Consider the following 21,039-nt stretch of genomic DNA (forward strand, 5'->3'; position numbering starts at 1 on the left):
AGTTTCTTCCTTGTTTCTCTATTTGAAATCTGCTGTGCGTTTATTGGGTATTCAAACCAATTTTGCATTATAGTTAAATACGAACATTTCGAGGCAAACATAGGCGCAGAATGCATACGTAGCCTCCTATCGAGAAACTATTATTCCATAAGGAACACAACCTTGCCGCAAAGCCCCTCGCGCATCAAGGCCATGCCCTTATCGAACTCCGTAATGGAGAGCTGATGGGTAATGGCAGGTGCGATATCGAGGTGCCCCGACGCCAGCAGCGTCTGCATGGTGTTCCACGTCTCGTAGAGGCGGCGCCCCACAATACCGTAGACGCTGAGGCCTTTGAAGATCATCTCTTCGGCCAGATCGAGTTCTACGGGTTTGGTGGGAATGCCCATCAGCGAAACACGCCCGCCACGGCGACAGATGCGAAAGGCTTGTTGAATGGCGGAGGGAGCGCCCGACATCTCTAGGGCCACATCCACACCCTGCCCATTCGTCTGTCGGTTTATGAAATCTTCTACGCTTGCCCGAGCCACGTTAATAGTGGCGTCGGCGCCTAACGTTTTGGCCAGTTCAAGACGATAGTCATGTGTATCGGTTGCGTAGATGGCCGCGGCACCCGCCGCTCGTGCCACCGCCACCGCAAAGATGCCGATGGGGCCGCAGCCTAAAACGGCCACGGTACGCCCGACGACCTCCTCTACCAGGGTGGCATGAACGGCGTTCCCAAGTGGGTCTTGCACGCAAGCGAGGTAAGGCGGCACCGAGGGTTCGTTTTTCCACAGATTGCTTTCTGGAACAACCACGTAGGGAGCAAAACAGCCGTCCACATCCACCCCGAGAATGCGTGTGTTGGCGCACACGTGGCGTTGATTGAGGCGACATTGAAGGCATTTGCCGCAAACAAGGTGGCTTTCACCGCTCACATAGTCCCCAACCTTCAGCTCGGTTACTTCGCTCCCGACTTCGATCACCTCCCCGGCAAACTCGTGCCCCATAATGCGCGGTGGTATCACCCGGTGTGCCGACCAGGCATCCCATGTATAGATATGATAGTCGGTTCCACAGATAGAGGTGGCCAGTACGCGAATTTTCACCTGATTAGGGGCTGTCAGCTGCGGCTCGGGCACCTCGATGAGGCTCGCTCCGGGACCGGGAGTTGCCTTTACTATGGCCTTCATTCACCCTGTCTCCGTTCACGAAAACTTTTCCACTTGCCGGTCATCTGTGTTACTGCAGCTTTGAACATCCTTATCAGCCCAGAAGGTAGCAACGAGTGCGTTGTAGCGGCGGACTTGATGGAGATATCTTCATACAGATGATAGGGAGGGGCTTGTGTAAGGCGCGGAAACAAGTAGCTAAAAACGATCTGGATGGAGGCGGCCACCGGTGTTGCCAATAACATGCCCCATATTCCAAAAAGCGTTGCCCCTGCAGTTAGGGCAAACAAGCTTAGCAACGGATGCAGCCCTACCGAGCCTCCCACCACCCGTGGGTAGACAAGTTGGTCGAAAATAACTCCGGCAAGAAGACCGAAACTCCCTCCCACAATGAGGGCAAACGGAAACGAATTGGCGTGTACATGTAGAATGCCGAGGACGTTGTGAGGGCTTAGAAAGGCCACAATGGCGGCGCTGAGCGCCGTAATGATGTTTCCGATGTAGGGAACCGCATAGAAAAGCCCGGCCAGTAAACCGAGAAACAAGGCATACTGCACATCGAGTGCCGCAAAGAGAATGGTGGCGCAGATGCTGAGCAGAATACAGATTTTGACCAGCCCGCGTAGGTAGGCGCTGAACACGTCTACCACCTCGCGCGAAATGCGATCCACCTGCTCTTGAACGGGTTCTGGGAAAAACCAGATGAACTTGGCCCGTAGCTTGGGGTAGTCGCGCATGATGAAAAAGGTGGCAACGGGTATGATGATGAGCCACGTGATCTTGTCGAGTAGCGCCTGAATGATGTCACGAACCCCTGTTAAAAAAGCGGTAATGGCTTTTTGGGCCGGCCCTGAACGGTCATTCAGGAGGCTTTGCAGGTTGGTTTGTTTAACCCCGAAATAGCGTAAGAGCTTCTCATGATGCACAAGAAACTTGTTAACACTGCTTTGAATGCTGGCGTAGTATTGGCTTAGGTTATGGCTAATAGAGGTAAACTGGTCGCTTGCCAAAGGAAACACTTTTATGGCAAGGACAATCAAAATCGCTGCGGCGAACAGATAGTAGGCTAAGATGATCTGGGTTCGTGAGCGAAAGAGATGTCCATGCTGTTCTTGATGGCGAATGGAGGGTTCCAGGAGAGCCGCCAAAAAGAAGGCGATGAGAAAAGGCGGCAAAATCGCGCGCACCTCATACAAAAAGAGGAGAACAAGCCCTGTAAGGGCTGAGAGACCGAAGAATCTTCGTAGGCTTTTCCGCGACCAGCCAAAGGGGTAGGTAGCGTAGGAAGGCAAAAAAGACCCCTCCCCGAGGTCCCCTGTTTCCGCAGGAGCAGGGAGGGTATGTTTTGGCGGAACAGGGGACTCGTTCGTGGAAGGTTCTGGCACAGGCTCGTTCATGCTCTAGCCGGCGGCCTCTTCTTCCTCTTTCACGCCCTCATCAATTTTTTGAGCCATCTGCGTACGCAGTTTGTCGCTGGCCGCGGCCACCTTTTGGCTGAGGGTACGTCCTAAGTCGGTGATTTTATCGTTGAGGTCTTTCACGGCGCGTGAAAGGTCATCACGTGTCTCCTCTCCCGATTTAGGAGCCAGCAGCAGCCCCACGGCCGCTCCAACAAGCACGCCCATCCCGATGCCGGCCAGCACGCTTACCAGCACGTTTCTATCGTCACTGCCATTTGCCATTTGCTTTCCTCCTGGTTCTTTTATTTTACTAGAGATGGATGAACCGCCCAAACGGTTCCACACCTTGTGGCTTTTTGGGTTCTCTACTTTCCAAGAAGCCAACGTCGTTTTGATTTACGGCTTTTTTCCTCTTCAGGCTTCGTTTTTTCGGCAGCCTGGCGTCTGCGCTGAATAAGGGCACCGGCCAGAGCGCTTCCTGCGGCAAGGAGTTGCCCAACGCCGGCCGCAGCCTCCGCTTTGGCCACTACAGCCCGTAAAGCCGTGGCACTCTCCACCACCGTACGGGTGGCCGATTCCACGTTTGCGACCGCCTCTTGAGCCGTTTGCAGGGTAGGCTCAATGCGTTGATGGAGCATCGCATCTACCTGATCTACGATGCCGTTCGCCCTTTCTACCACCACCGTTACCTGTTGTCGAGTCTCCTCTAGGCCTTGTATCGTCTTCTTGAGGGTACCTAGGAGGTCCCAAAGCCGATAGGCCACGAAGAGCAAAGCAAGAAGCAACAAAAAGGCAACTATCTGTATCGCTTGTGTCATTTGTTCTCTCTACGGCTAAGGTGATTGTTCTTTATTTGAGTGAGAATGGGTAGGGAAGCAAATCCTTCAGGAATTTGCGACCTACCCCATCAATAAGCAGCGGAGCCTCCATGGGGAGGAATTGAGCGATCACTTGTAGGCAAGCTCCGCATGGCACGCGCGATTCGAAGGGCGCCCCCGGCACCGTTTGTGGGCAGGAGACCGCCAGGCGTAGAAAACGCCGCGCCCCCTGCGCGATGGCCGAGAAGAGGGCGACTCGCTCGGCACAGCACGAAAGCCCATAGCTGGCGTTCTCGATGTTACATCCCACAAAGATGCCCATGTCCGTCTCTACCGCTGCGCCTACGGGGAAGTGCGAATAGGGACAGTAGGCATTTTGCGCAGCGCGTCGGGCCGCCTCCACCAAGGGCAGTTCGTCGTTGGAAAACGGCTCTGCTTGTTTCATGAACTCTGCTTGAGAGCACCTGCGAGGATGCCCCCTCCTAACACCACTTGTCCGGCCTCCTCTCCCTCTCCACCATAGAAGACGGCAGATTGTCCTGGCGTTACAGCGCGTTGCGGTTGCGTAAAACAACCGACAATGGTTCCTCGCGCATCGCCTTCCCTGATGAGGGCGGAAGCTGCTTGTCCATTATAGCGAATTTTCACCTGTACGGCAAGAGGGGCTTCCTGTGGCGGGCCGGAAAGGGCGATCCAGTTGCATTCCGAAGCGAGGAATCCGGTGGCATACAGCTCCGATTCAGGCCCAACAACCACCGTGTTGGTCTCTGCATCGAGGGCCACCACAAATAGCGGCTCCTTCTGGCCGGCAGGCAATCTTTTGCGCTGGCCTATGGTGTAAAAAGCCACTCCCGGATGCTCTCCTATCTTACGCCCTGCGGTATCCACAATAGGCCCCGGACGTAGCGCTGTGGGAGCCTTCTCTTTAAGAAAGGCAATATACCCCTCCTTCGGCACGAAGCATATCTCTTGCGAATCGGGCTTATTGGCAAGCGGCAGCCCAAGCTCTCGGGCAATGCGCCGGGTCTCTTGCTTGCTTTCGATGTGGCCGAGAGGGAAAAGCGTTTTCGCCAAAGCCTCCTGGCGCAACGTGTACAGTGCATAGGACTGGTCTTTGTGGCTATCACGCGCTCTTAATAGCTCGTAACGCCCGGTCTGCTCATTAAACCGAACACGGGCATAGTGGCCTGTGGCCAAAAAGTCGGCGCCTAGATTTTCGGCCTGGCGTAACAGCTCCTCGAATTTTACCGTGCGGTTGCACTCAACACAGGGGTTTGGGGTTCGGCCACAACGGTACTCCTCGATGAAGCGATCGATCACCTTGTTGGCGAAATAGTCGCGAAAATTGAGCACATAGTGAGGGATGCCGATCTTGGCCGCGGCGCGGCGTGCGTCTTCTACTGCACCGAGCGAACAACAGCCGCCGTACTTGCCCTGTTCACTATGCTCTTGCCATATCTGTAACGTGATGCCGATAACCTCATAACCCTCTTGCTTTAAGAGGGCTGCTGTTACCGCGCTATCCACACCGCCGCTCATAGCGGCAACCACAACTCCCTTACCCATAGCAGTTAAGTTTACTGCATTTGTCGCTCTGTTGTTCCTGAAAACGCATCGAAAAAGTTTTTTGTTGAGCTGCCCTATTGGATGGATTGTCACCCGTTGACAAATTTATACGTTAATGAGCTGTCCTATAGCTAGTTCGGTAATGTGCCGGAATGCAGGGAACGTTCACGCGCGGAATTCTGAGGTAGGAGTAGGCCTTGTGCCTACCCTATCCCTACAGTCCTATTTGGGCATGATTTGAACAACGGCAGGAAATGGAGGGCGCGAAGGGGAAACTTCCTACCAAATCCTCAAGTCGTGAAGGAGATTTGGATATGCCTTTTTCACGCCGTGCTCTATTGCAAGGCGCCCTCGGCGGGGCGGCAACCCTGGCTTTAGACGCTTCCAAAAGCGAGTCCGCCGAAAGCGTCAACTCCCCCTACGGCCCCTTCAAGATGGGCATCCAATCGTACTCGCTAAGGCACTTTAATCTCGATGAGGCCCTCGACATCACACAGCAGCTTGGCTTGCACTATTGGGAGGGCTTCATGTCGCACATCCCTCTAACCAACGATTCGCAGCAGATCGCCTCCTTTAAGCAGAAACTAGCCGCCCATAATATCCGCATGTTGGCCTATGGGGTGGTAGGCTTTAGCAATAACGAGGCGGAGGCGCGTCGCATTTTCGAGTTTGCCAAGGCCATGGACATCCCTGTTTTGTCAGCCTACCCGGCCCCGGACTCCCTGCCTTTGCTCGACAGGTTGACCCGCGAATACCGCATCGCCATAGCCATCCACAACCACGGGCCCGGTGACACCCTCTATGGCCATCCCGATCAGGTACTAAAAGCGGTAGCAGGTCGCAATCCGCTTGTAGGCGCTTGTGAGGATACCGGCCACATGATTATGGCTAAAGAAGATCCGGTTGCTGCGGAGGTGCGCTATGGCAAACGCCTGCTGGATGTGCATCTCAAGGCTGCAAAAGTATCGCCTAACGGGGGGCGCGAGTTTGCCGATATCGGAGACCCAGACAGCTTGCTCGACACCATCGGCTTTCTCGATATCCTGCTACGGCTTCGCTATAATCGGCTTGTGGCGCTCGAATATGAGCTCCATGAGAGCGACCCGGTGCCCTCCATACAGAGCTGCTTAGAGTTGGTACGCCATGCTTGGGCGCTTTTGCAGACCGTGGTGGCCTAAGCGAAGAACCTATCCTTCCACAATCGGCTCGGTTAGCTCCGCCGTTGGAGGCGATTCTTGGTTGGCCTGCAGGCGCAGTTGGTAACGCCGGAAGACGACGTAAAGGGTGGGGGCGAAGACGAGGGTAAAGATGGTCGAAAAGCTAAGCCCTCCGATAACCGCGATGGCCAACGGCTGCTGCATCTGAGCGCCGGCCCCAATGCCGAAGGCAAGCGGCACCAGACCAAGTAAGGCGGTGAGCGTGGTCATAAGAATAGGCCGGATACGAATAACGCCGGCCTGCGCCACCGCCTCTTCCGGCGTTAGGCCTTCTCGCTCGGCACGTTGCGCCTGGTCGAGCAGAAGAATGCCGTTTTTTACCACAATGCCCACCAACATAATGGCGCCCATGAACGAAGAGACGTTGAGGGTAGTGCCCGTAGCCCAAAGCCCAAAACTCACCCCGAAGAGTGCAAGCGGCATGATGAGTAGAAGCACGGTGGGCGATGTAAACGACCCGAATTGGAACAGCATAACGGCATAGACCAGCACCACAGCAAGCACCAACACTTCAAGAAGATTGCGGAACGACTGCTGTTGGCTTTGATATTGCCCCCCAAGTTCATAGGTAATGCCGGCCGGCAGCGGCGTACGCCGCATAAGGGCTTGTACGTCCTTCATAACGCTGCCGAGGTCTCTGCCGGAAAGACGCGCTTCAATGGAAACCATGCGCCGCTGGTTCTCGTGGGTTATCTCCACCGTGCCCACTACCCTTTTGGTAGACCCCAGTGTGGCCAGAGGGACATTGTAACCATCTGGGGTATGGATGGGCAACATCTCGATGGCGCTTTTATCGGAGCGATAGGCCTGTGGGAGGCGCACCCTTACCCCAATTTGACGTTCGCCCTGCAGTATCTGGGTGGCAACATCGCCGAACATGGCGGCATTCACCTGATTAGCCACATCTTCGGGCGTAAGCCCCACGGCGCCGGCTTTCACCGGGTCTACCCGCACAGTAAGTTCCGGCCCCATCTCTATCACCCCGTTTTGCACGTCCACCACGCCCGGAATCTTAGCAAGCTTGTCGGCCACCGAGCGCGCAACGCCATCCAGTTGATTTTGGTCTTCCCCAAAAAGTTTTACTTCGATGGGGGCCGGTGCTCCCGATAGATCGCCGATAAGGTCTTGTAAGACTTGCGAGAAGTCTATGTTTACTCCGGGCACTTGGCGCTCAATGCGGTCGCGCACATCGGCGATCACCTCGTCAATGCTGCGATGGCGATGCGAGTGCAACATAACGGCAAAATCGCCGCGGTTCGGCTCGGTGATGGCAAACCCTAGCTCGGTTCCTGTGCGTCGCGAGAAGGATTTCACTTCGGGAGTTGTTTCCAAAATATGCTCGATCTGCATCAGCAAGCGGTTGGTCTCTTCCAGAGAGGTGCCCGGCGGTGTGCGGTAATCGAGTACGAAAGCGCCCTCATCTATAGAGGGCATGAAGTCGGAGCCGAGATGGGTTGCAAAAAAAATGGTGGCCACAACCAGTACACCGGCCGCTACAGCTAACCAACGCGGATGTCTTACACAGAACTGAAGGCCTTTTTTATAGACAGCGATAAGCTTTTCAAACAACCTACCGTGCTCTGGGGTGCCGGGACGTACTTTGAGAAAGGCGGCACAAAGGCTGGGGCTTACGAAAAGCGCCAGCGCCAGGGAGACCATAAGCGCAATGGTAAGCGTTACGGCCAGTGCGGTGAAGAAGGCCCCTGCAACCCCTTGTAGTAGCACAAGGGGTAAAAACACCACGACGGTAGTAAGTGTAGATGAGATCATAGGAAGCGCGATCTCGGAGGAGGCCAGCCGGATCGAATCGAAACGAGTCGCTCCTTCGGTAAGGTGTCGAAACACGTTTTCCACAACGACAATGGCATCGTCTATCACGAGGCCGATGCCAACGGCGAGAGCGCCCAAAGTCATTAGGTTGAGTGTGAGGCCTGAAAGGCGCATAAGGAGAAACGTGATGAGCACTGTGGCCGGAATGATAACTGCCGTAACGAGCGTAGCACGTAGATTGCCCAGAAATAGCATGAGCACAACGACGGCGAGAATGGAGCCGATGACCACCGCGTCGCGCACGCTGCCAACAGCCTCTTTAATAAGCAGCGACTGGTCATAGAACACATGAAGCTGAGTACCGGGCGGCAACGTGGGTTTTAACTGCTGAAGGGCCTGTTCTACGTCGTGCACCACCGTCACCGTGTTGGCTCCCGGCTGGCGCACAATATTGATAAGCACCGATTCAGCTCCGTTAGCGGTTACAATAGTCGTGCGGTCTTGCACAGAGGGATAGATGTGGGCTATCTGCCGCAGCAAAATGGGCACCCCTTGCCTTTGAGCCACCACCACGCGGCCAAGTTGGTCGGTGTCGGTGGCCTCGGCGGAGACAATGGCCTGGTACTGCTGAAACTGCCGATTGAGGAGGCCAACCGACTTGAAGATATTTGTGTTGGCAATGGCCTGCTCAACCTCCGGCAAAGAGAGATGATAGGCCATAAGGCGCTGCGGAGAGATATCTACGGCGATCTCCGGAATCCGTCCACCCTGCACCTCCACCAAGGCGACGCCCGGCACACGACTTAGGGCGGGGCGCAGCGTGTAGGTGGCGAGAGTCCAAAGCTGGGCCTGAGAGAGATTTTTGGATTGGAGCGAGAGGCCGAGGATGGGAAAAACCGTGGGGTTCATGCGCTCAACCTCGACATCGGTTTCCGGCGGCAAAGAGGAGCGAATCTGATTGATTTGCGTGTTGACAAGTTCAAGAGCGGTGAGCATATCGGTGCCCCACGCGAAATCCACCGATATCTCTGTGTCTCCACGTTGCGTCTTGGAACGGATACGAATAACCCCTGGAACGGTCGCGATGGCCTGTTCGATGGGGCGAGTCAAGGCCACCTCGGTCATACGAATAGGGCGTTCCCCTGCATGGGCGATCACAACGAGGCGCGGAAAGGTGACCTCAGGCAAGATGGCAACGGGAAACGACCCCACCACACCTACCCCGATAACGCAAAGCGCTATGGTAACGAAAAGAATGGCTTTGAGGTTCTGCGAGACAAAGCGACTAAGGTTCACGAGTTATTCCCTCCCGTTTCGTTCTGCCCTTGTGAGACCACCTTCACCTTTTGCCCATCGGAAAGCTCATATTGGCCCAGCAGAATCACCTGTTCGCCCGGAGCCACCCCCTGAAGCACCTCAACGAGGTTGCCTTGTTCGGGGCCTAAACGAACATCTCGTTGATGCGCTTCCCCATCGTTGCCGACCACAAAGACCAGGGACTTGTTTTCTTGGGTAAGAACGGCCTGTTTAGGGATAACCACGGCGTGTGGGGTAACGGCAAGAATGATGTCGGCGGAGGCAAAGCCTCCCACCCGTAAAAGCCCTCTCGGATTGGCTACGGCGATCTGCACCTCTTGAAGGTTGGTTTGTGGATTTACTTGTCCAACGCTGAGCACTCGACCGGCAAGCGGCTTGCCAGGAAGCATGTCGGAGAAGACCTCTGCCTCCATGCCCTTACGCACACGCGCTCCATCTTCTGCCGGCAGTTGGGCCACCAAAATAAGGCGATTGGGGTCGGTTATCTCCAGTACGGGTGTGTTGGGGTCGGCCATATCGCCGGGGTTGAGGTTTCGAGCGGTTACCACCCCACTAAGCGGCGCACGAAGCACTGCATAGTCCGCCGTGGCCTCAGCGGCTAGCAGGTCGGCCTGTTTCTGTTCCACCGTTCGCTGCATGGCGATGGCCTCCTGTTTCTTCGCCAGCACCTGAAGAGCGCCTTGTTGGGCTTGACGAAGGGCGGTTTTTGCCTCTTGCACTTTGGCATCTCCATCGGCTTGGGCGCGTTGCAAAGCCTGCTGAGCCTGCTGAACGCGCAGCCGCGCAGCTTGGATGTCCTCCGGTCGTGCCCCTGCGCGGATAAGACTATCTTGTTGCTGGGCGCTCGCTAGGTTGGCCTCGGCCACTTGCAGCGCGGTTTGCGCATCGTCGAGGTCGCGCTTGGAGTCGATACCGTGCTCATAGAGGAAACGTACCCGCTCCAGCTCTGCAGCGTCCCGATCGCGCGTGGCTTTTGCCTGAACAACGGCCTGATCGGCTTGGGCGATCTCTTGAGGGCGGGCGCCGGCCAGTAGCTTCTTCAGTTCGGTTTGGGCTGTTTCTAGGTCAATCTTTGCCTGTTGCACCGCATTATCCCTATCGAGTTTGGCGGATTTAAGGGCGAGTTGCGCAAGCTGTACGGCATTGGCCTGATCGGCTTCTGCTGCTTTCAGGGCCAAATCGGCCTGTTGTGCCTGAGCCTGTGCCGCGCGCAGTGCTGCAGCCGCGCTGAGAGATTGAGCCTGTTGGGGCCGCTCATCTACGATAGCGACGACCTCGCCAGCTTGCACCGAGTCGCCTTCGCGAACGAATACAGCTCGTAGCCTTCCGGCAAGGGGAGAAGCTATTTTCGCATCGGCACCAGGGGCCGGCTCTAGCCGTCCGTGCGCGTGAACGATAGAGGCCATAGGATGGATAGTCGCCACAGTCGTCTGAACGGCCACGGCCTCAAGTGGTGGGTTTGAGTCGCTCTCATCCGTACTGTTGTGCGAGCAGCCGGCCAAGCCCATGAGGAGAGCGATGCCTAAAAAAGCAATATGGTGGGTCTTCATCTGAGATCGCCTCCTACAGCATGTTGTAAAGCTGCAACGGCCAAATTGCAGTCGGCCAAAGCGTGTGCGAAGTTCTCTTCTTCTGTAAGATATGTTTGCTGTGCATCTAACAGTTCGAGGTAAGAGACGGCTCGGTTAGCATATCCCGTACGTTCCATATTTAAAAGCTCCTGCGCCCGTTGTAGACGGCCCGTTTGAAACGAGGCCAACACCGTAAAGGCCTCTTGGAGATTTCGATAGGCAGTTTCGACTTCGAGGCGTACGCTGCGCTCCTCATCGGCCAGCAGCGCCTCTTGTTCATTATAGGCCGCTAAAGCGCTCTGACGGTCAGCTCGGTTTTTGCCCCAATCCACTAACGGGAAGGTGACCCCCACGCGCACCGAGTCGCCTTCTGGGTCGGGGCCGCCAAGAGGGTTATGTCGAAACTCCACGAAGAGATCGGGCTGAGTTGCTATGCGCGCCCCATGCAGTGCGGCAAGTCGGGCCTGCAGGAGCGCCTGGGCCGAACGAATCTCCGGTCGGTTCTGCAATGCCCTTGTTTCCAAATCCGCCAGGCGCGCCTGAATGGGGGCTGGCGCTACCAGTTTATCGGTCAACAGCAGGGGGGTGTTGGCCGGCAGGCCGATCACATTGGCCAGAGCCGCGTAGGCGTTCGCCCTTTCGGTTTGCGCCACGGAGAGCGTTTGTTGAGCACTTGCCAGGGCAATTTGGCTCCGGATCACGTTGCTATGGGCCACATCACCGGCCTGAAACTGGGTTTGTGCTGTTTTGAGGAACTCCTGCGCCAAGTGAAGCCCTTCGGTGGCGATATTGTTGTCGGCATCGGCACGGAGCGCCTGATAGTAGGCTGTTGTAACGTTGTAGATGATGTCTCGGCGAACGGCTGCCTGGTCGGCAAGCGCCGCCTCCAACTCGCCGCGTGCAGCATGGATCGCCTGGCGTTGTTTATCGCCCAACGGAATCGTCTGTGTCAGCAGCACGTCTTCATCTAGCCCTCCGGTATTCCTTCCTTCGTGATGCACAAGGCTCAACACGGGGTCGTCAACGGAGGAAGCGCCGGAGAGGATGGCACGAGCTTTCGCCACACGCGCCGCTGCGGCCAATGCCTGGGGATTGTGTGTCAGCGCCTGCTGAATGGCCTCTTGCAGAGAGAGACGCATAGGCTCTTGCGCCCGGCTAAGGCAGGGCAGCAAACACCACCCCAAAAGAACGATGGCTGTTCGTAGATAAACTCGCAAGAAACCCTCCTCAAGGATGGTTAGTGCGTGATGTTGAAGCTTCTCATCGCTTCGGATGACAACAGTATTGCACGCCTACCCTTAAAGAGTCCTAAAAAGCAACTTAGAGTTTTCTAAGAAATGGCGTGAAAAAGGAAGCTCGCCTGGCTTGCAACGTGCACAGCGGGTTAGGGTATAATGCGTCTCCGCATGTTCGGGCGTTGCGCTCGGCAACCCGTTCATAACCATCTTAAAGGAGGTAACCTTTGAAACGAGCCTTTACCCTTATCGAATTACTCGTCGTTATTACTATTATCGCCATCCTTGCTGCTATTCTGTTCCCGGTTTTCGCCCAGGCTCGCGAGATGGCTCGTAAAACCACCTGCGCTTCCAATCAACGGCAGATCGCCCTAGCTTTTAAGCTCTACACTCAGGACTACGATGAGGGGTATCCAAACACGAACGATCCCTATCTTTTCGCGGGGCGCCACTGGCGCTGGCCTATTATGCCCTACCTAGGCATTGGCCAGAAGCAACAGAGCGGCAGCTTCAATGCCGCCAACGGGTCGCCGTCTATCTTATTATGCCCTTCCGACACGCGCTCGCTAAAGCAATTTAACGGAACCTCTTACGACTATTCCGCCAGCTTCTACCACACGCCCGATCAGATTAACCAGATGCACTTCAGCGATCTGCTCAACAACCCTTCTTGGCTGACGTGTGTGACGCAAACGGAGGCGGCGGTGGTCTCTCCGGCTCAGAAGGTTTTGATTACAGAGTGGTACAACAGCCACGATCATACCGGTGCGCCTGTAGGGCTGTGGGGAAGTTATCCCTTTCCCGGCTCAGATCGTTGGGATGGCGGCCGCATCTTTGCTATGGCCGATGGACATGTAAAGTTTTTGAAATCGCGCCAGATTCACCCATCTGCCGATGATTGCCCCGACATCAACCTCACACATGATGGCGTTGCCGGCAAGGATGTAGACTAGCGTTGGATAGTTATTCAATCTCAACAGAGAAATGACAACTATAGCTAACGGAGTTGGCTAACGCGATTGTGAATGGCGAGATTTTGACAGGGTGTTCCCAAAGGTGGTACACTTTCAAGCCGGTTTCAATGGCAGTTTGTTTCCATTCTGCCTCTGCTATTATTGCCCTCTATTGGGCTAACACCAGCGTTTAGGAGGAAAAAGTGCGTATTCGAGCAAAAGAGATTCGCCGCATGCGCAAGCGCCAGGAGGAGCGCATAAAGGCGCGCATAAAGGCGGCGAAAGCGGCGGGCAGCAAGGCCTCTGCACGAACATCGGGACGAACCGCTGCTGCTGCCCCCACCACAACGGCACGGCCAAGACCGCGACCGGCGGCCCCAGAGCGACGCGAGCGTGAGCGGCCTAAGGCCCCCGAGGCGGCCGTGGCAACACCTGCTCCCGTAACCACAGAGGTTACGGCGGAAAAAGCTTCCACCACTCGGGCTCCACGACCACGGAAAAAGGCATCGGAAAAGCCTAAGGAGGTGGCTTCGGCTGCCCAAGAGCCACAGGGGAGTGCAGCAGAGACTCCTGCAACCTCGGAAGAGACCCAGACATCCCAACCGCCTCAGGAGGAGACCAAGGGAGAAGGGTAAGGGTATCTTCGTAGGCTCCTATTCAAAAGAACGATGACTCGACCCGCACGCCGTAGCGTTGTCGCTCCCTCCATACAGGAGATCGTCTCGTTTTTGGGAAGCCTATGCCCCTTGCTTGCTCCTACTGCTCCCCCTGCAAGCGCCAACCCGAACCTACACGTAGGGTCACCTACAGACCTTGTGGAGCAGATATATGTGGTGCCTCAGCTATCTTGTTCTCTATTAACGGCGCTTCCTTCACACAAAAGGGCGCTACTTATCTCAGCCGCACCGCTCTTTGATACGCCTCCCATTGCGTTCGACTGGAAGACGCCGGCTCATCGCCTGCTGTCACAGTTGCTTGAAAAGCAGATCGCCCTCTACGTGTTACCGCTAAGCTATGCCGCCGCTCCAGAAGGCTACGATGCGTGTTTGGCAGAGGCGATCGGGTTTCATGAGGCGCTTCCTCTGTGTGTGACCGGTGCAGAACAGCAGTTCAAATTGGTAGTTTTTGTGCCGCCACAAGCCACACCTGATGTACACCGAGCGGCGGCCGAGGCCGGCGCCGGAACCATCGGAGAGTACACTTACTGCTCTTTCCAAGCGCTTGGCAAGGGCACCTTTCTCCCTTCGGAGCGGGCAAATCCGGCCATTGGTAAAAGGGGACAGCTCGAAGAGGTCGAAGAGATGCGTTTGGAGATGATTGTACCAAGGCATGCGCTATTGGCGGTCATTGAGGCCGTTAAAGAGGCGCATCCCTATGAAGAGGTTGCTTACGATGTCTACCCACTGCACAATGTTGGAGCACCCTACGGACGGGGACGCAAGGTGCGCCTAGAAAAACCGATGGCATTTGATGACCTGCTTTCCACCCTCGAACAGGCTTTGGATTTAGGGCCTGCTTGCCGCTTAAGATATACTCCTCCCGACCCTCAAATAGCGAATGCTGGGGTAACTCATTTGGCTGTTGGAATAGGAACCGGCTCGTGCAATGATCTGCTAGGCGCTGCTCACGAGCAGAAGATAGAGGTTATTATCGTCGGTGGAACTTCGCCGAGCGACTGGATAGGGGTACCACCCCCTGTGCTTGTGGACATCGGGTTTCTGCCCTCCGTGGCGCCTGGGCTGAGGCGGTTGAGCGATAAACTGCGGCAGGTTTTTGGTGGCAGAGGCGTAAAAATAGAGTACGCTTTCTGAAAAAGCGAAAGGGGTTCGCCTTATGGAATATCTAACGACACACGACATCGCCTGGATCAACACGGTGGTCACCGGTGAGGTGCAGCCTTTCAACTATATCGCACTCGAATCGGCGATGGCCGGCCAGTACCGCTACGGCAACAGTCATGACGTGCTGGCTCAGGCGGCCACATTTCTGCGTCGGCTGCTATTTTCTCCTCCTTTTGCCAAAGGGAACCGACGTACTGCTCTCATTGCTACCCTAACTTTCTTGAACCGCAACGGCTATCGCACGGCGGTTGCGGATGAGGAGTTGGTGCGAATTTTGGGCGATCTAGAGCGCGGTGTTATTGATGCCCATCAGGCCGTTGAGCAGATGGTGGTGCCTGCCGAAACACAGGTTCAGGAGAGTTTGCGCGCCTTTGTCCAGAACGAGTGCCTGCAGCACGCCAAGGCACTGCAATTGGCTTTGCCCGGAGATTAAGAAGTTATGCAGACCCAAAGGGTAGCGATTCTAGGCTGTGGTGCAGCCGGGAAGGCGCATTTGGAACGCTGGTTAACCCTCGCCGGTGTGGAGGTGGTGGCGTTGTGCGACACAGATGTTGCTAAAGTCGCCCCTCTGGCAGAGCAAATTCCGAACTGTGCGGCCTTCACGCGCCTAGACGACACGCTACGCAACGCCAACTACGACATTGTGGATGTTTGTCTGCCTGCCCCTGCCCAGTTCGAGGCTGTTTCGGCAGCTTTGAAAGCGCGGGCGCACGTTGTGTGCGAGATTCCTTTCACCGCAAGTGTAACACAGGCAATCGAGTTGGTTCGTATCGCTGAAATGCAAGAGCGCCTTCTCATGCCTCTCTTTACACAACGCTTTCATCCGCCTTGTCTCTTTCTCCAAGATTTGATGGCGAATGACGATATTGGCCGCCCCCTCATGTTTCGATGCCGATTTGGCAGCTCTGCAGGGGAACTAGCCGAACTCGGTGTGCTTGGTTCGCCCGGTGACGGGTGTGCGTCCTTTATCGCCACGGCTTTACACGCCATCGATCTTTTTCGTGTATTTTGTGGGGAGGTAAGAAAAGGAGTTGGCCGATGGCGCGACAAAACCGGTAGCCCTTATGCGATGCTGGCGCTCTTGCTAGAATCGGAGTTGACTTTAGGGACAATTGAGATTATGGTGGCACCGCCTGCAGGCAAGAGCGCGCTTGAGGTTTACGGTTCTGCCGGAGCCGCAGTGCTCGATTATGAGGAGGGGGTGCTCCACTTCACAACAGCCGATCATCCGCTTTGGTATAGCCGTCGTGAAGAGGGACGTGACCGGTTAGAGCGCGCTCTCTCCCACTTCTCCGAGGCCGTATTCGGTCTACAAATGCTGGAGGTACGTGGTGAGGATGGGGTACGCGCTTTGCAGGTTCTAGAGGAGGCGCTACATGGCCGTCCCAGCTAAAGCTGAAGAAACCGTGTCGGTTGGAATAACCCGTGCGGTCGTGCCGGTGGCCGGCCAAGGCAGCCGTCTGCGCCCACTAACCCATCTGCTTCCTAAAGAGCTACTGCCGGTAGGGCGCAAACTTGTGTTGGACTACGTGATAGAGGAGCTATATGCGGCTGGTATTCGCGAGGCTCTGTTCATCGTTTCGCCACGCAAGCCGCAGATACGTACCTATCTTGAAGAGATCGTGGGAGCCGGGACCGGTTTACGTTTTGCCTTTGCCGTGCAGGAGGAGCCAAAAGGTTCGGGAGATGCGCTGCTCTATGCAGCGGAATGGGTTGGGGAGCAGCCTTTCGTTGTGGCCTTTGGAGACTGCATTATCGCTTCATCGCCTGTAGGCGCCCCTCTGAAGCGCTTACTACAGGCGTTCAAACAGCATGAGGTCGAGGCGGCTATCTTGGTGGAAGAGGTGGAGAGGGAGCGCCTATCTCATTACGGGGTGGTGGCTCCGGCAGAAACAGAGTCACATGAGACTCCGTTCCTCATTCGCGATATTGTGGAGAAGCCTTCGATGGATGAGGCACCAAGCTCTTTCGTGGTGGCCGCGCGTTGGATACTTAAACCCACAATTTTCGATGCCATTCGTCGTAGTTCCCCAGACCCCCGTGGCGAGTGGAACATTCCGGATGCACTGCGCAAGCTCCTAAATGCTCGGCCGCGTGCCGTCGCGGTTCCGTTGTTACAGGGCGAAGCGAGGCGGGATATAGGAAGCTGGGGCAGTTTTCTCGTGGAGACGGTGCGCTCGGCGATAAATGATCCAGAGTATGGGTCGCAGATACGTCGCGTGGCCGCCAAAGAATTAACACGTTTTTCAGATTCGGGTATAGTAGTTGGCAAATAAGCAGCGAGGGCCTTAGGAGCCATAATAAACCCGCTGGGGAGGAGTGTTTTGAGAGTACCGCTTGTGGACTTACGCGCGCAGTATCTGAGTTTGAAGGAAACGATTGATGCTGCTATAACTCACGTCTGTGAGACCGCTTGTTTTATTGATGGGGAAGCCGTTCATAAGCTCGAATCGGAGGTTGCCGCGTTAAGCGGTGCTCGTTTTGGTATCGGGGTAGCCTCAGGCACCGATGCCCTCGTTTTAGCCTTACGCGCTTGCGGTATTAAGCCTGGTGATGAGGTCATCACTACGCCCTTCACCTTTGGCGCAACGAGTGAGGCGATTATGCTCGTTGGTGCCCGCCCCGTGTTTGTGGATATCGATCTCTGCACCTTTAACATAGACGTTTCCCGAATCGAGCAAGCTATCACCCCACGCACGCGTGCGCTGCTGCCGGTAGACCTTTTTGGCCAGATGGTCGATCGTGGGCAACTCCAGGAGATATGTAAACGACACAACCTTAAGCTCATTATAGATGCAGCTCAAGCCATCGGTGCAAAACAGCGCGGCATTCGTATCGCCGAGACAGGAGATGCAACGATACTCTCCTTCTATCCAACCAAAAATCTCGGCGCTTTTGGAGATGGGGGCATGGTGCTTACCAATGATGCGGAGATTGCGGCTACCGTGCGCATGCTGCGCGTACATGGCCAAAGCGGTTATGGCCACTATGAGGTCATCGGTTATACCAGTCGGCTAGATACCCTGCAGGCCGTTGTGCTTTTAGCAAAGCTCCCCATGCTGGAGGAGTGGAACGAGGGGAGAAGACGGCATGCGGCCCTCTATCAGACTCTGCTTGAAGGCACCGGTGTGACGCTGCCCGGTACCGAACCAGGAAACCACCATGTTTATCATCAATACACCATTCGCCATCCGCAGCGCGATGCCCTGCAGGCTTATCTTCAGCAGTGTGGGGTAGATAGCAAGGTATTCTACCCGCAGCCGCTTCACATTCAACCGCCTTATGCAAGCCTCGGCTATCGTTTAGGGGACTTCCCCCATGCGGAGCGGGCTACTCGGGAAGTGCTCTCTATCCCTGTTGTGCCAGAACTGACCACAGAGCAGGTTGCATATGTGGCCGAGTGCATCCGTAGCTTCCCAGAAAATGCTTAACTGTCAGGACGCGCACAGACTGTGTTCAAGAGCGCACCTTTAGGATGCCGAAAATAGTCTTAAAAATGAGGAGACAATAACTTCCTTCATTTTGGGGAACTCCCTGGCTAAGGAGCTGAAACAACGGATATGAGAGCGATGATTTTGGCTGCAGGGGTAGGGTCGCGCCTCGACCCCCTCACCCGTAATGTCCCTAAACCTCTCGTTCCCATCGTCAATCGTCCGGTGATGGAATATCTTATCGAGCTTTTGGTTCGTCACGGGTTCACCGAAATTATGGTGAACCTGCACTACCTTGGTGACCAAATAGCTGCCTACTTTGAAGATGGATCGCGTTGGGGAGCGCACATACATTGGGCCTATGAAGATCGGCTTTGGGGCGATGCCGGCAGCCTGAAGCGTGCTGAAGATTTTTTCAAAGACGAGACGTTTTTAGTGATAGGCGGAGACGATTTAACCGATATGGATCTCTCCCGTCTGCTCAAGACTCATCGAGAGAAAAAAGCTCTCGCTACCATCGCCCTTTCCATCGTAGATGATCCCAGCGAATATGGGATCGTCCTCATGAATGAGGAAGGACGCATCACACGCTTCCTAGAGAAACCCAAAGGCGAGGTGATCTTCTCGAACACCGCTAACACAGGGGTTTATGTTTTTGAACCGGCCATCTTCGAGTTGATACCGCATGATGTTTTCTATCTTTTTGGAAAGCAGGTTTTCCCGATGCTTCTCGAACAAAAACTCCCTCTCTTCGGCCACCTTACGGCAGCCTATTGGCGCGACGTGGGCAACCTTAAGGTGTATCAGCAGACACATCGCGACATGCTCGAGGGGCGTGTGAAAGCGCGCATCGCTCTGCGAGAGGTTCGTAAATTTGTATGGATGGGAGAAAATGTGGAGATCGACCCCACTGCAGAAATAGGCTATCCGGTAGCGATCGGCAACAATGTGCAGATACTTGCCGGAGCGCGCGTGCTCGAACATACCGTCATCGGAAACAACTGTGCTGTAGAGGAAGGCGCGACCGTCCAAGAGAGTATTTTATGGGATGGCGCGGTGGTAATGCGCAATACGCATCTTGAGCGCTGTGTGGTGGGTCGCAACTGCAGGGTAAAGACGAACGCGGCCATCTTCGACGGCATCATCGTGAATCCGCAACGTCATGAGAACGAAAAATCATGACGAATCGCTTATGCTAAACACCATATAAAATCTGTATAAAGCAACAAAAATAAGAAATGGGAGAGAAGGATTGACCAATTCAACCAATATGACTAGCTCCGTCTCCATTCCGCACGATGTGCGGGACCTATCTCTTGCCCCTTTAGGTAAGAGACGTATCGAGTGGGCAGAGATGGATATGCCGGTTCTGCGAAGCATACGCGCTCGTTTCGAGCGTGAAAAACCCTTGCAAGGGGTGACGATCGCCGCCTGTTTGCATGTCACGACGGAGACGGCCAATCTCGCCATCACGCTCAAAGCGGGCGGCGCAGAGGTCTATCTCTGTGCATCGAACCCTCTGTCCACACAGGACGATGTGGCAGCCGCGCTCGTAGCCGAGTATGGTATTCCGACTTTTGCGATTAAAGGAGAGGATCATACCACCTACTACCGCCACATTCACTCGGTGCTCGACGCGCGTCCAACGATTACCATGGATGATGGGGCCGACACGGTGGGCGTCATCCACAGCGAGCGAACCGAGTTGATACCCAATATCATTGGCGGTACCGAGGAGACGACGACCGGGGTCATCCGTCTACGTGCGATGGCGGCTGAAGGTGTGCTTGCCTACCCGATCGTGGCCGTCAACGACGCGGCGACCAAACACCTTTTCGATAACCGTTACGGAACCGGCCAATCTACAATAGACGGCATCATACGTGCTACCAATCGCCTTTTGGCCGGCACCCGTTTTGTTGTTGCCGGCTATGGCTGGTGCGGACGTGGTGTAGCCATGCGCGCTCGTGGTGCCGGTGCCCAGGTCATCGTCACGGAGGTAGACCCTGTACGCGCACTCGAGGCCGTCATGGACGGCTATGCGGTTATGCCTATGATAGAGGCTGCTAAGATCGGCGATATTTTCTGCACCCTCACCGGGGATGCTCACGTCTTGCGTCGGGAGCATTTCGAGGTTATGAAGGATGGGGCGATTTTGGCGAACTCGGGTCATTTCAATGTAGAGATTGACATTCCCGCGCTCGAAGAGATGGCTGTTGCCCGTCGCACCGTTCGTGAGTTTGTCGAGGAGTTCGCCATGCCGGATGGTCGGCGCCTTTTCCTTCTCGGCGAAGGACGCCTCATTAACCTTGCTGCAGCAGAAGGTCATCCTGCTGCTGTCATGGACATGTCTTTTGCAAACCAGGCACTCTGTGCCGAATACATGGCTCAACACGGCCATAAGTTGGGCAAGGCTGTTCATGCTGTCCCCGCCCACATTGATGCCGAGATCGCCCGTTTAAAACTCGAAAGTATGGGTTATCGGATTGACACCCTCACTCCAGAACAAAAAGAGTATCTCTCCTCTTGGAAGTTGGGCACCTAAGTAACTCTTGACATTGCCGTGCTCCATAGAATAAGCTGTAGTGTAGTTGGCCGATGCCCTAAAGATATTACGGTGAGGAACCGATAATAGGAATCGGGAGACGTAGAAAAGGCAAACCCATAGAAATGTGGGGGCGCAAAGCCATGGGCCTGTAGGGGTTTATCCCCCATGGTTGCCAGGTTGCCGTCCTCGACTCAGTTCGGCGCGGTTATCGCGTCTTA

19 protein-coding genes and 1 riboswitch are annotated in these 21,039 nt (G+C 55.3%); of the genes, 10 read left to right on the top strand and 9 right to left on the bottom strand.

Going from position 1 to position 21,039, the window contains the following annotated elements:
* Nucleotides 1–140 precede the first annotated feature (140 nt).
* From tdh to mnmA, 6 genes are all read right to left on the bottom strand, one after another.
* Nucleotides 141–1,175: an L-threonine 3-dehydrogenase gene (gene tdh, locus VKV29_RS06785; RefSeq protein WP_324200548.1), complete on the bottom strand. Its 1,035-nt coding sequence runs from the start codon at nucleotides 1,173–1,175 to the stop codon at nucleotides 141–143.
* Nucleotides 1,172–2,446 carry an AI-2E family transporter gene (locus VKV29_RS06790; protein ID WP_324200549.1) on the bottom strand — a complete coding sequence of 425 codons (1,275 nt, stop codon included), beginning with the start codon at nucleotides 2,444–2,446 and terminating at the stop codon, nucleotides 1,172–1,174. The genes tdh and VKV29_RS06790 overlap by 4 nt, the downstream gene beginning before the upstream one ends.
* Nucleotides 2,447–2,554: 108 nt before the next feature.
* Complete coding sequence (locus VKV29_RS06795) at nucleotides 2,555–2,836, bottom strand: YtxH domain-containing protein (protein ID WP_324200550.1); 282 nt, start codon at nucleotides 2,834–2,836, stop codon at nucleotides 2,555–2,557.
* 83 nt (nucleotides 2,837–2,919) lie between these two features.
* Nucleotides 2,920–3,372 (bottom strand): hypothetical protein, encoded by a 453-nt coding sequence (locus tag VKV29_RS06800; protein WP_324200551.1) that lies wholly within the window; start codon nucleotides 3,370–3,372, stop codon nucleotides 2,920–2,922.
* 31 nt (nucleotides 3,373–3,403) lie between these two features.
* Nucleotides 3,404–3,817, bottom strand: a complete 414-nt coding sequence (locus VKV29_RS06805) for a cytidine deaminase (protein ID WP_324200552.1) — start codon at nucleotides 3,815–3,817, stop codon at nucleotides 3,404–3,406.
* A complete protein-coding gene (gene mnmA, locus VKV29_RS06810; protein WP_324200553.1) occupies nucleotides 3,814–4,938 on the bottom strand; it encodes a tRNA 2-thiouridine(34) synthase MnmA in 1,125 nt (374 codons plus the stop codon). Before mnmA ends, VKV29_RS06805 begins: the two co-directional genes overlap by 4 nt.
* Before the next feature lie 314 nt (nucleotides 4,939–5,252).
* On the opposite strand from mnmA, the gene VKV29_RS06815 reads away from it, so the two are divergent.
* Complete coding sequence (locus VKV29_RS06815) at nucleotides 5,253–6,116, top strand: sugar phosphate isomerase/epimerase (protein WP_324200554.1); 864 nt, start codon at nucleotides 5,253–5,255, stop codon at nucleotides 6,114–6,116.
* A 9-nt stretch (nucleotides 6,117–6,125) separates the two neighbouring features.
* Here VKV29_RS06815 and VKV29_RS06820 read toward each other — a convergent pair whose 3' ends face one another.
* The 3 genes from VKV29_RS06820 to VKV29_RS06830 are packed head-to-tail and all read right to left on the bottom strand — an operon-like array spanning nucleotide 6,126 to nucleotide 12,030.
* The gene (locus tag VKV29_RS06820) at nucleotides 6,126–9,221 is read right to left on the bottom strand and encodes an efflux RND transporter permease subunit (RefSeq protein ID WP_324200555.1); all 3,096 of its coding nucleotides are present in this window, start codon (nucleotides 9,219–9,221) and stop codon (nucleotides 6,126–6,128) included.
* Nucleotides 9,218–10,792 carry an efflux RND transporter periplasmic adaptor subunit gene (locus VKV29_RS06825; protein WP_324200556.1) on the bottom strand — a complete coding sequence of 525 codons (1,575 nt, stop codon included), beginning with the start codon at nucleotides 10,790–10,792 and terminating at the stop codon, nucleotides 9,218–9,220. Before VKV29_RS06825 ends, VKV29_RS06820 begins: the two co-directional genes overlap by 4 nt.
* Complete coding sequence (locus tag VKV29_RS06830) at nucleotides 10,789–12,030, bottom strand: TolC family protein (protein ID WP_324200557.1); 1,242 nt, start codon at nucleotides 12,028–12,030, stop codon at nucleotides 10,789–10,791. Before VKV29_RS06830 ends, VKV29_RS06825 begins: the two co-directional genes overlap by 4 nt.
* 245 nt (nucleotides 12,031–12,275) lie before the next feature.
* Here VKV29_RS06830 and VKV29_RS06835 point away from each other — a divergent pair, with 245 nt between their 5' ends.
* From VKV29_RS06835 to ahcY, 9 genes are all read left to right on the top strand, one after another.
* Nucleotides 12,276–13,001 (top strand): type II secretion system protein, encoded by a 726-nt coding sequence (locus VKV29_RS06835; protein WP_324200558.1) that lies wholly within the window; start codon nucleotides 12,276–12,278, stop codon nucleotides 12,999–13,001.
* Between the two features lie 203 nt (nucleotides 13,002–13,204).
* Nucleotides 13,205–13,636 (top strand): hypothetical protein, encoded by a 432-nt coding sequence (locus VKV29_RS06840; protein WP_324200559.1) that lies wholly within the window; start codon nucleotides 13,205–13,207, stop codon nucleotides 13,634–13,636.
* 33 nt (nucleotides 13,637–13,669) lie between these two features.
* Nucleotides 13,670–14,812: a Nif3-like dinuclear metal center hexameric protein gene (locus tag VKV29_RS06845; protein ID WP_324200560.1), complete on the top strand. Its 1,143-nt coding sequence runs from the start codon at nucleotides 13,670–13,672 to the stop codon at nucleotides 14,810–14,812.
* Between the two features lie 22 nt (nucleotides 14,813–14,834).
* Nucleotides 14,835–15,275, top strand: coding sequence for a type II toxin-antitoxin system death-on-curing family toxin (locus tag VKV29_RS06850; protein ID WP_324200561.1), 441 nt, complete (start codon nucleotides 14,835–14,837; stop codon nucleotides 15,273–15,275).
* A gap of 6 nt (nucleotides 15,276–15,281) precedes the next feature.
* A complete protein-coding gene (locus VKV29_RS06855; protein ID WP_324200562.1) occupies nucleotides 15,282–16,235 on the top strand; it encodes a Gfo/Idh/MocA family oxidoreductase in 954 nt (317 codons plus the stop codon).
* Complete coding sequence (locus tag VKV29_RS06860; RefSeq protein WP_324200563.1) at nucleotides 16,219–17,118, top strand: sugar phosphate nucleotidyltransferase; 900 nt, start codon at nucleotides 16,219–16,221, stop codon at nucleotides 17,116–17,118. Before VKV29_RS06855 ends, VKV29_RS06860 begins: the two co-directional genes overlap by 17 nt.
* A gap of 48 nt (nucleotides 17,119–17,166) precedes the next feature.
* The gene (locus VKV29_RS06865; protein WP_324200564.1) at nucleotides 17,167–18,273 is read left to right on the top strand and encodes a DegT/DnrJ/EryC1/StrS family aminotransferase; all 1,107 of its coding nucleotides are present in this window, start codon (nucleotides 17,167–17,169) and stop codon (nucleotides 18,271–18,273) included.
* A 129-nt stretch (nucleotides 18,274–18,402) separates the two neighbouring features.
* Nucleotides 18,403–19,455, top strand: a complete 1,053-nt coding sequence (locus tag VKV29_RS06870) for an NDP-sugar synthase (protein ID WP_324200565.1) — start codon at nucleotides 18,403–18,405, stop codon at nucleotides 19,453–19,455.
* 88 nt (nucleotides 19,456–19,543) lie between these two features.
* Nucleotides 19,544–20,818, top strand: a complete 1,275-nt coding sequence (gene ahcY, locus VKV29_RS06875; protein WP_414647342.1) for an adenosylhomocysteinase — start codon at nucleotides 19,544–19,546, stop codon at nucleotides 20,816–20,818.
* Between the two features lie 100 nt (nucleotides 20,819–20,918).
* Nucleotides 20,919–21,006, top strand: a riboswitch (cyclic di-GMP riboswitch).
* Nucleotides 21,007–21,039 lie beyond the last annotated feature (33 nt).

This window comes from Chthonomonas sp. (assembly GCF_035294165.1).
In the GTDB taxonomy this organism is placed as follows: domain Bacteria; phylum Armatimonadota; class Chthonomonadetes; order Chthonomonadales; family Chthonomonadaceae; genus Chthonomonas.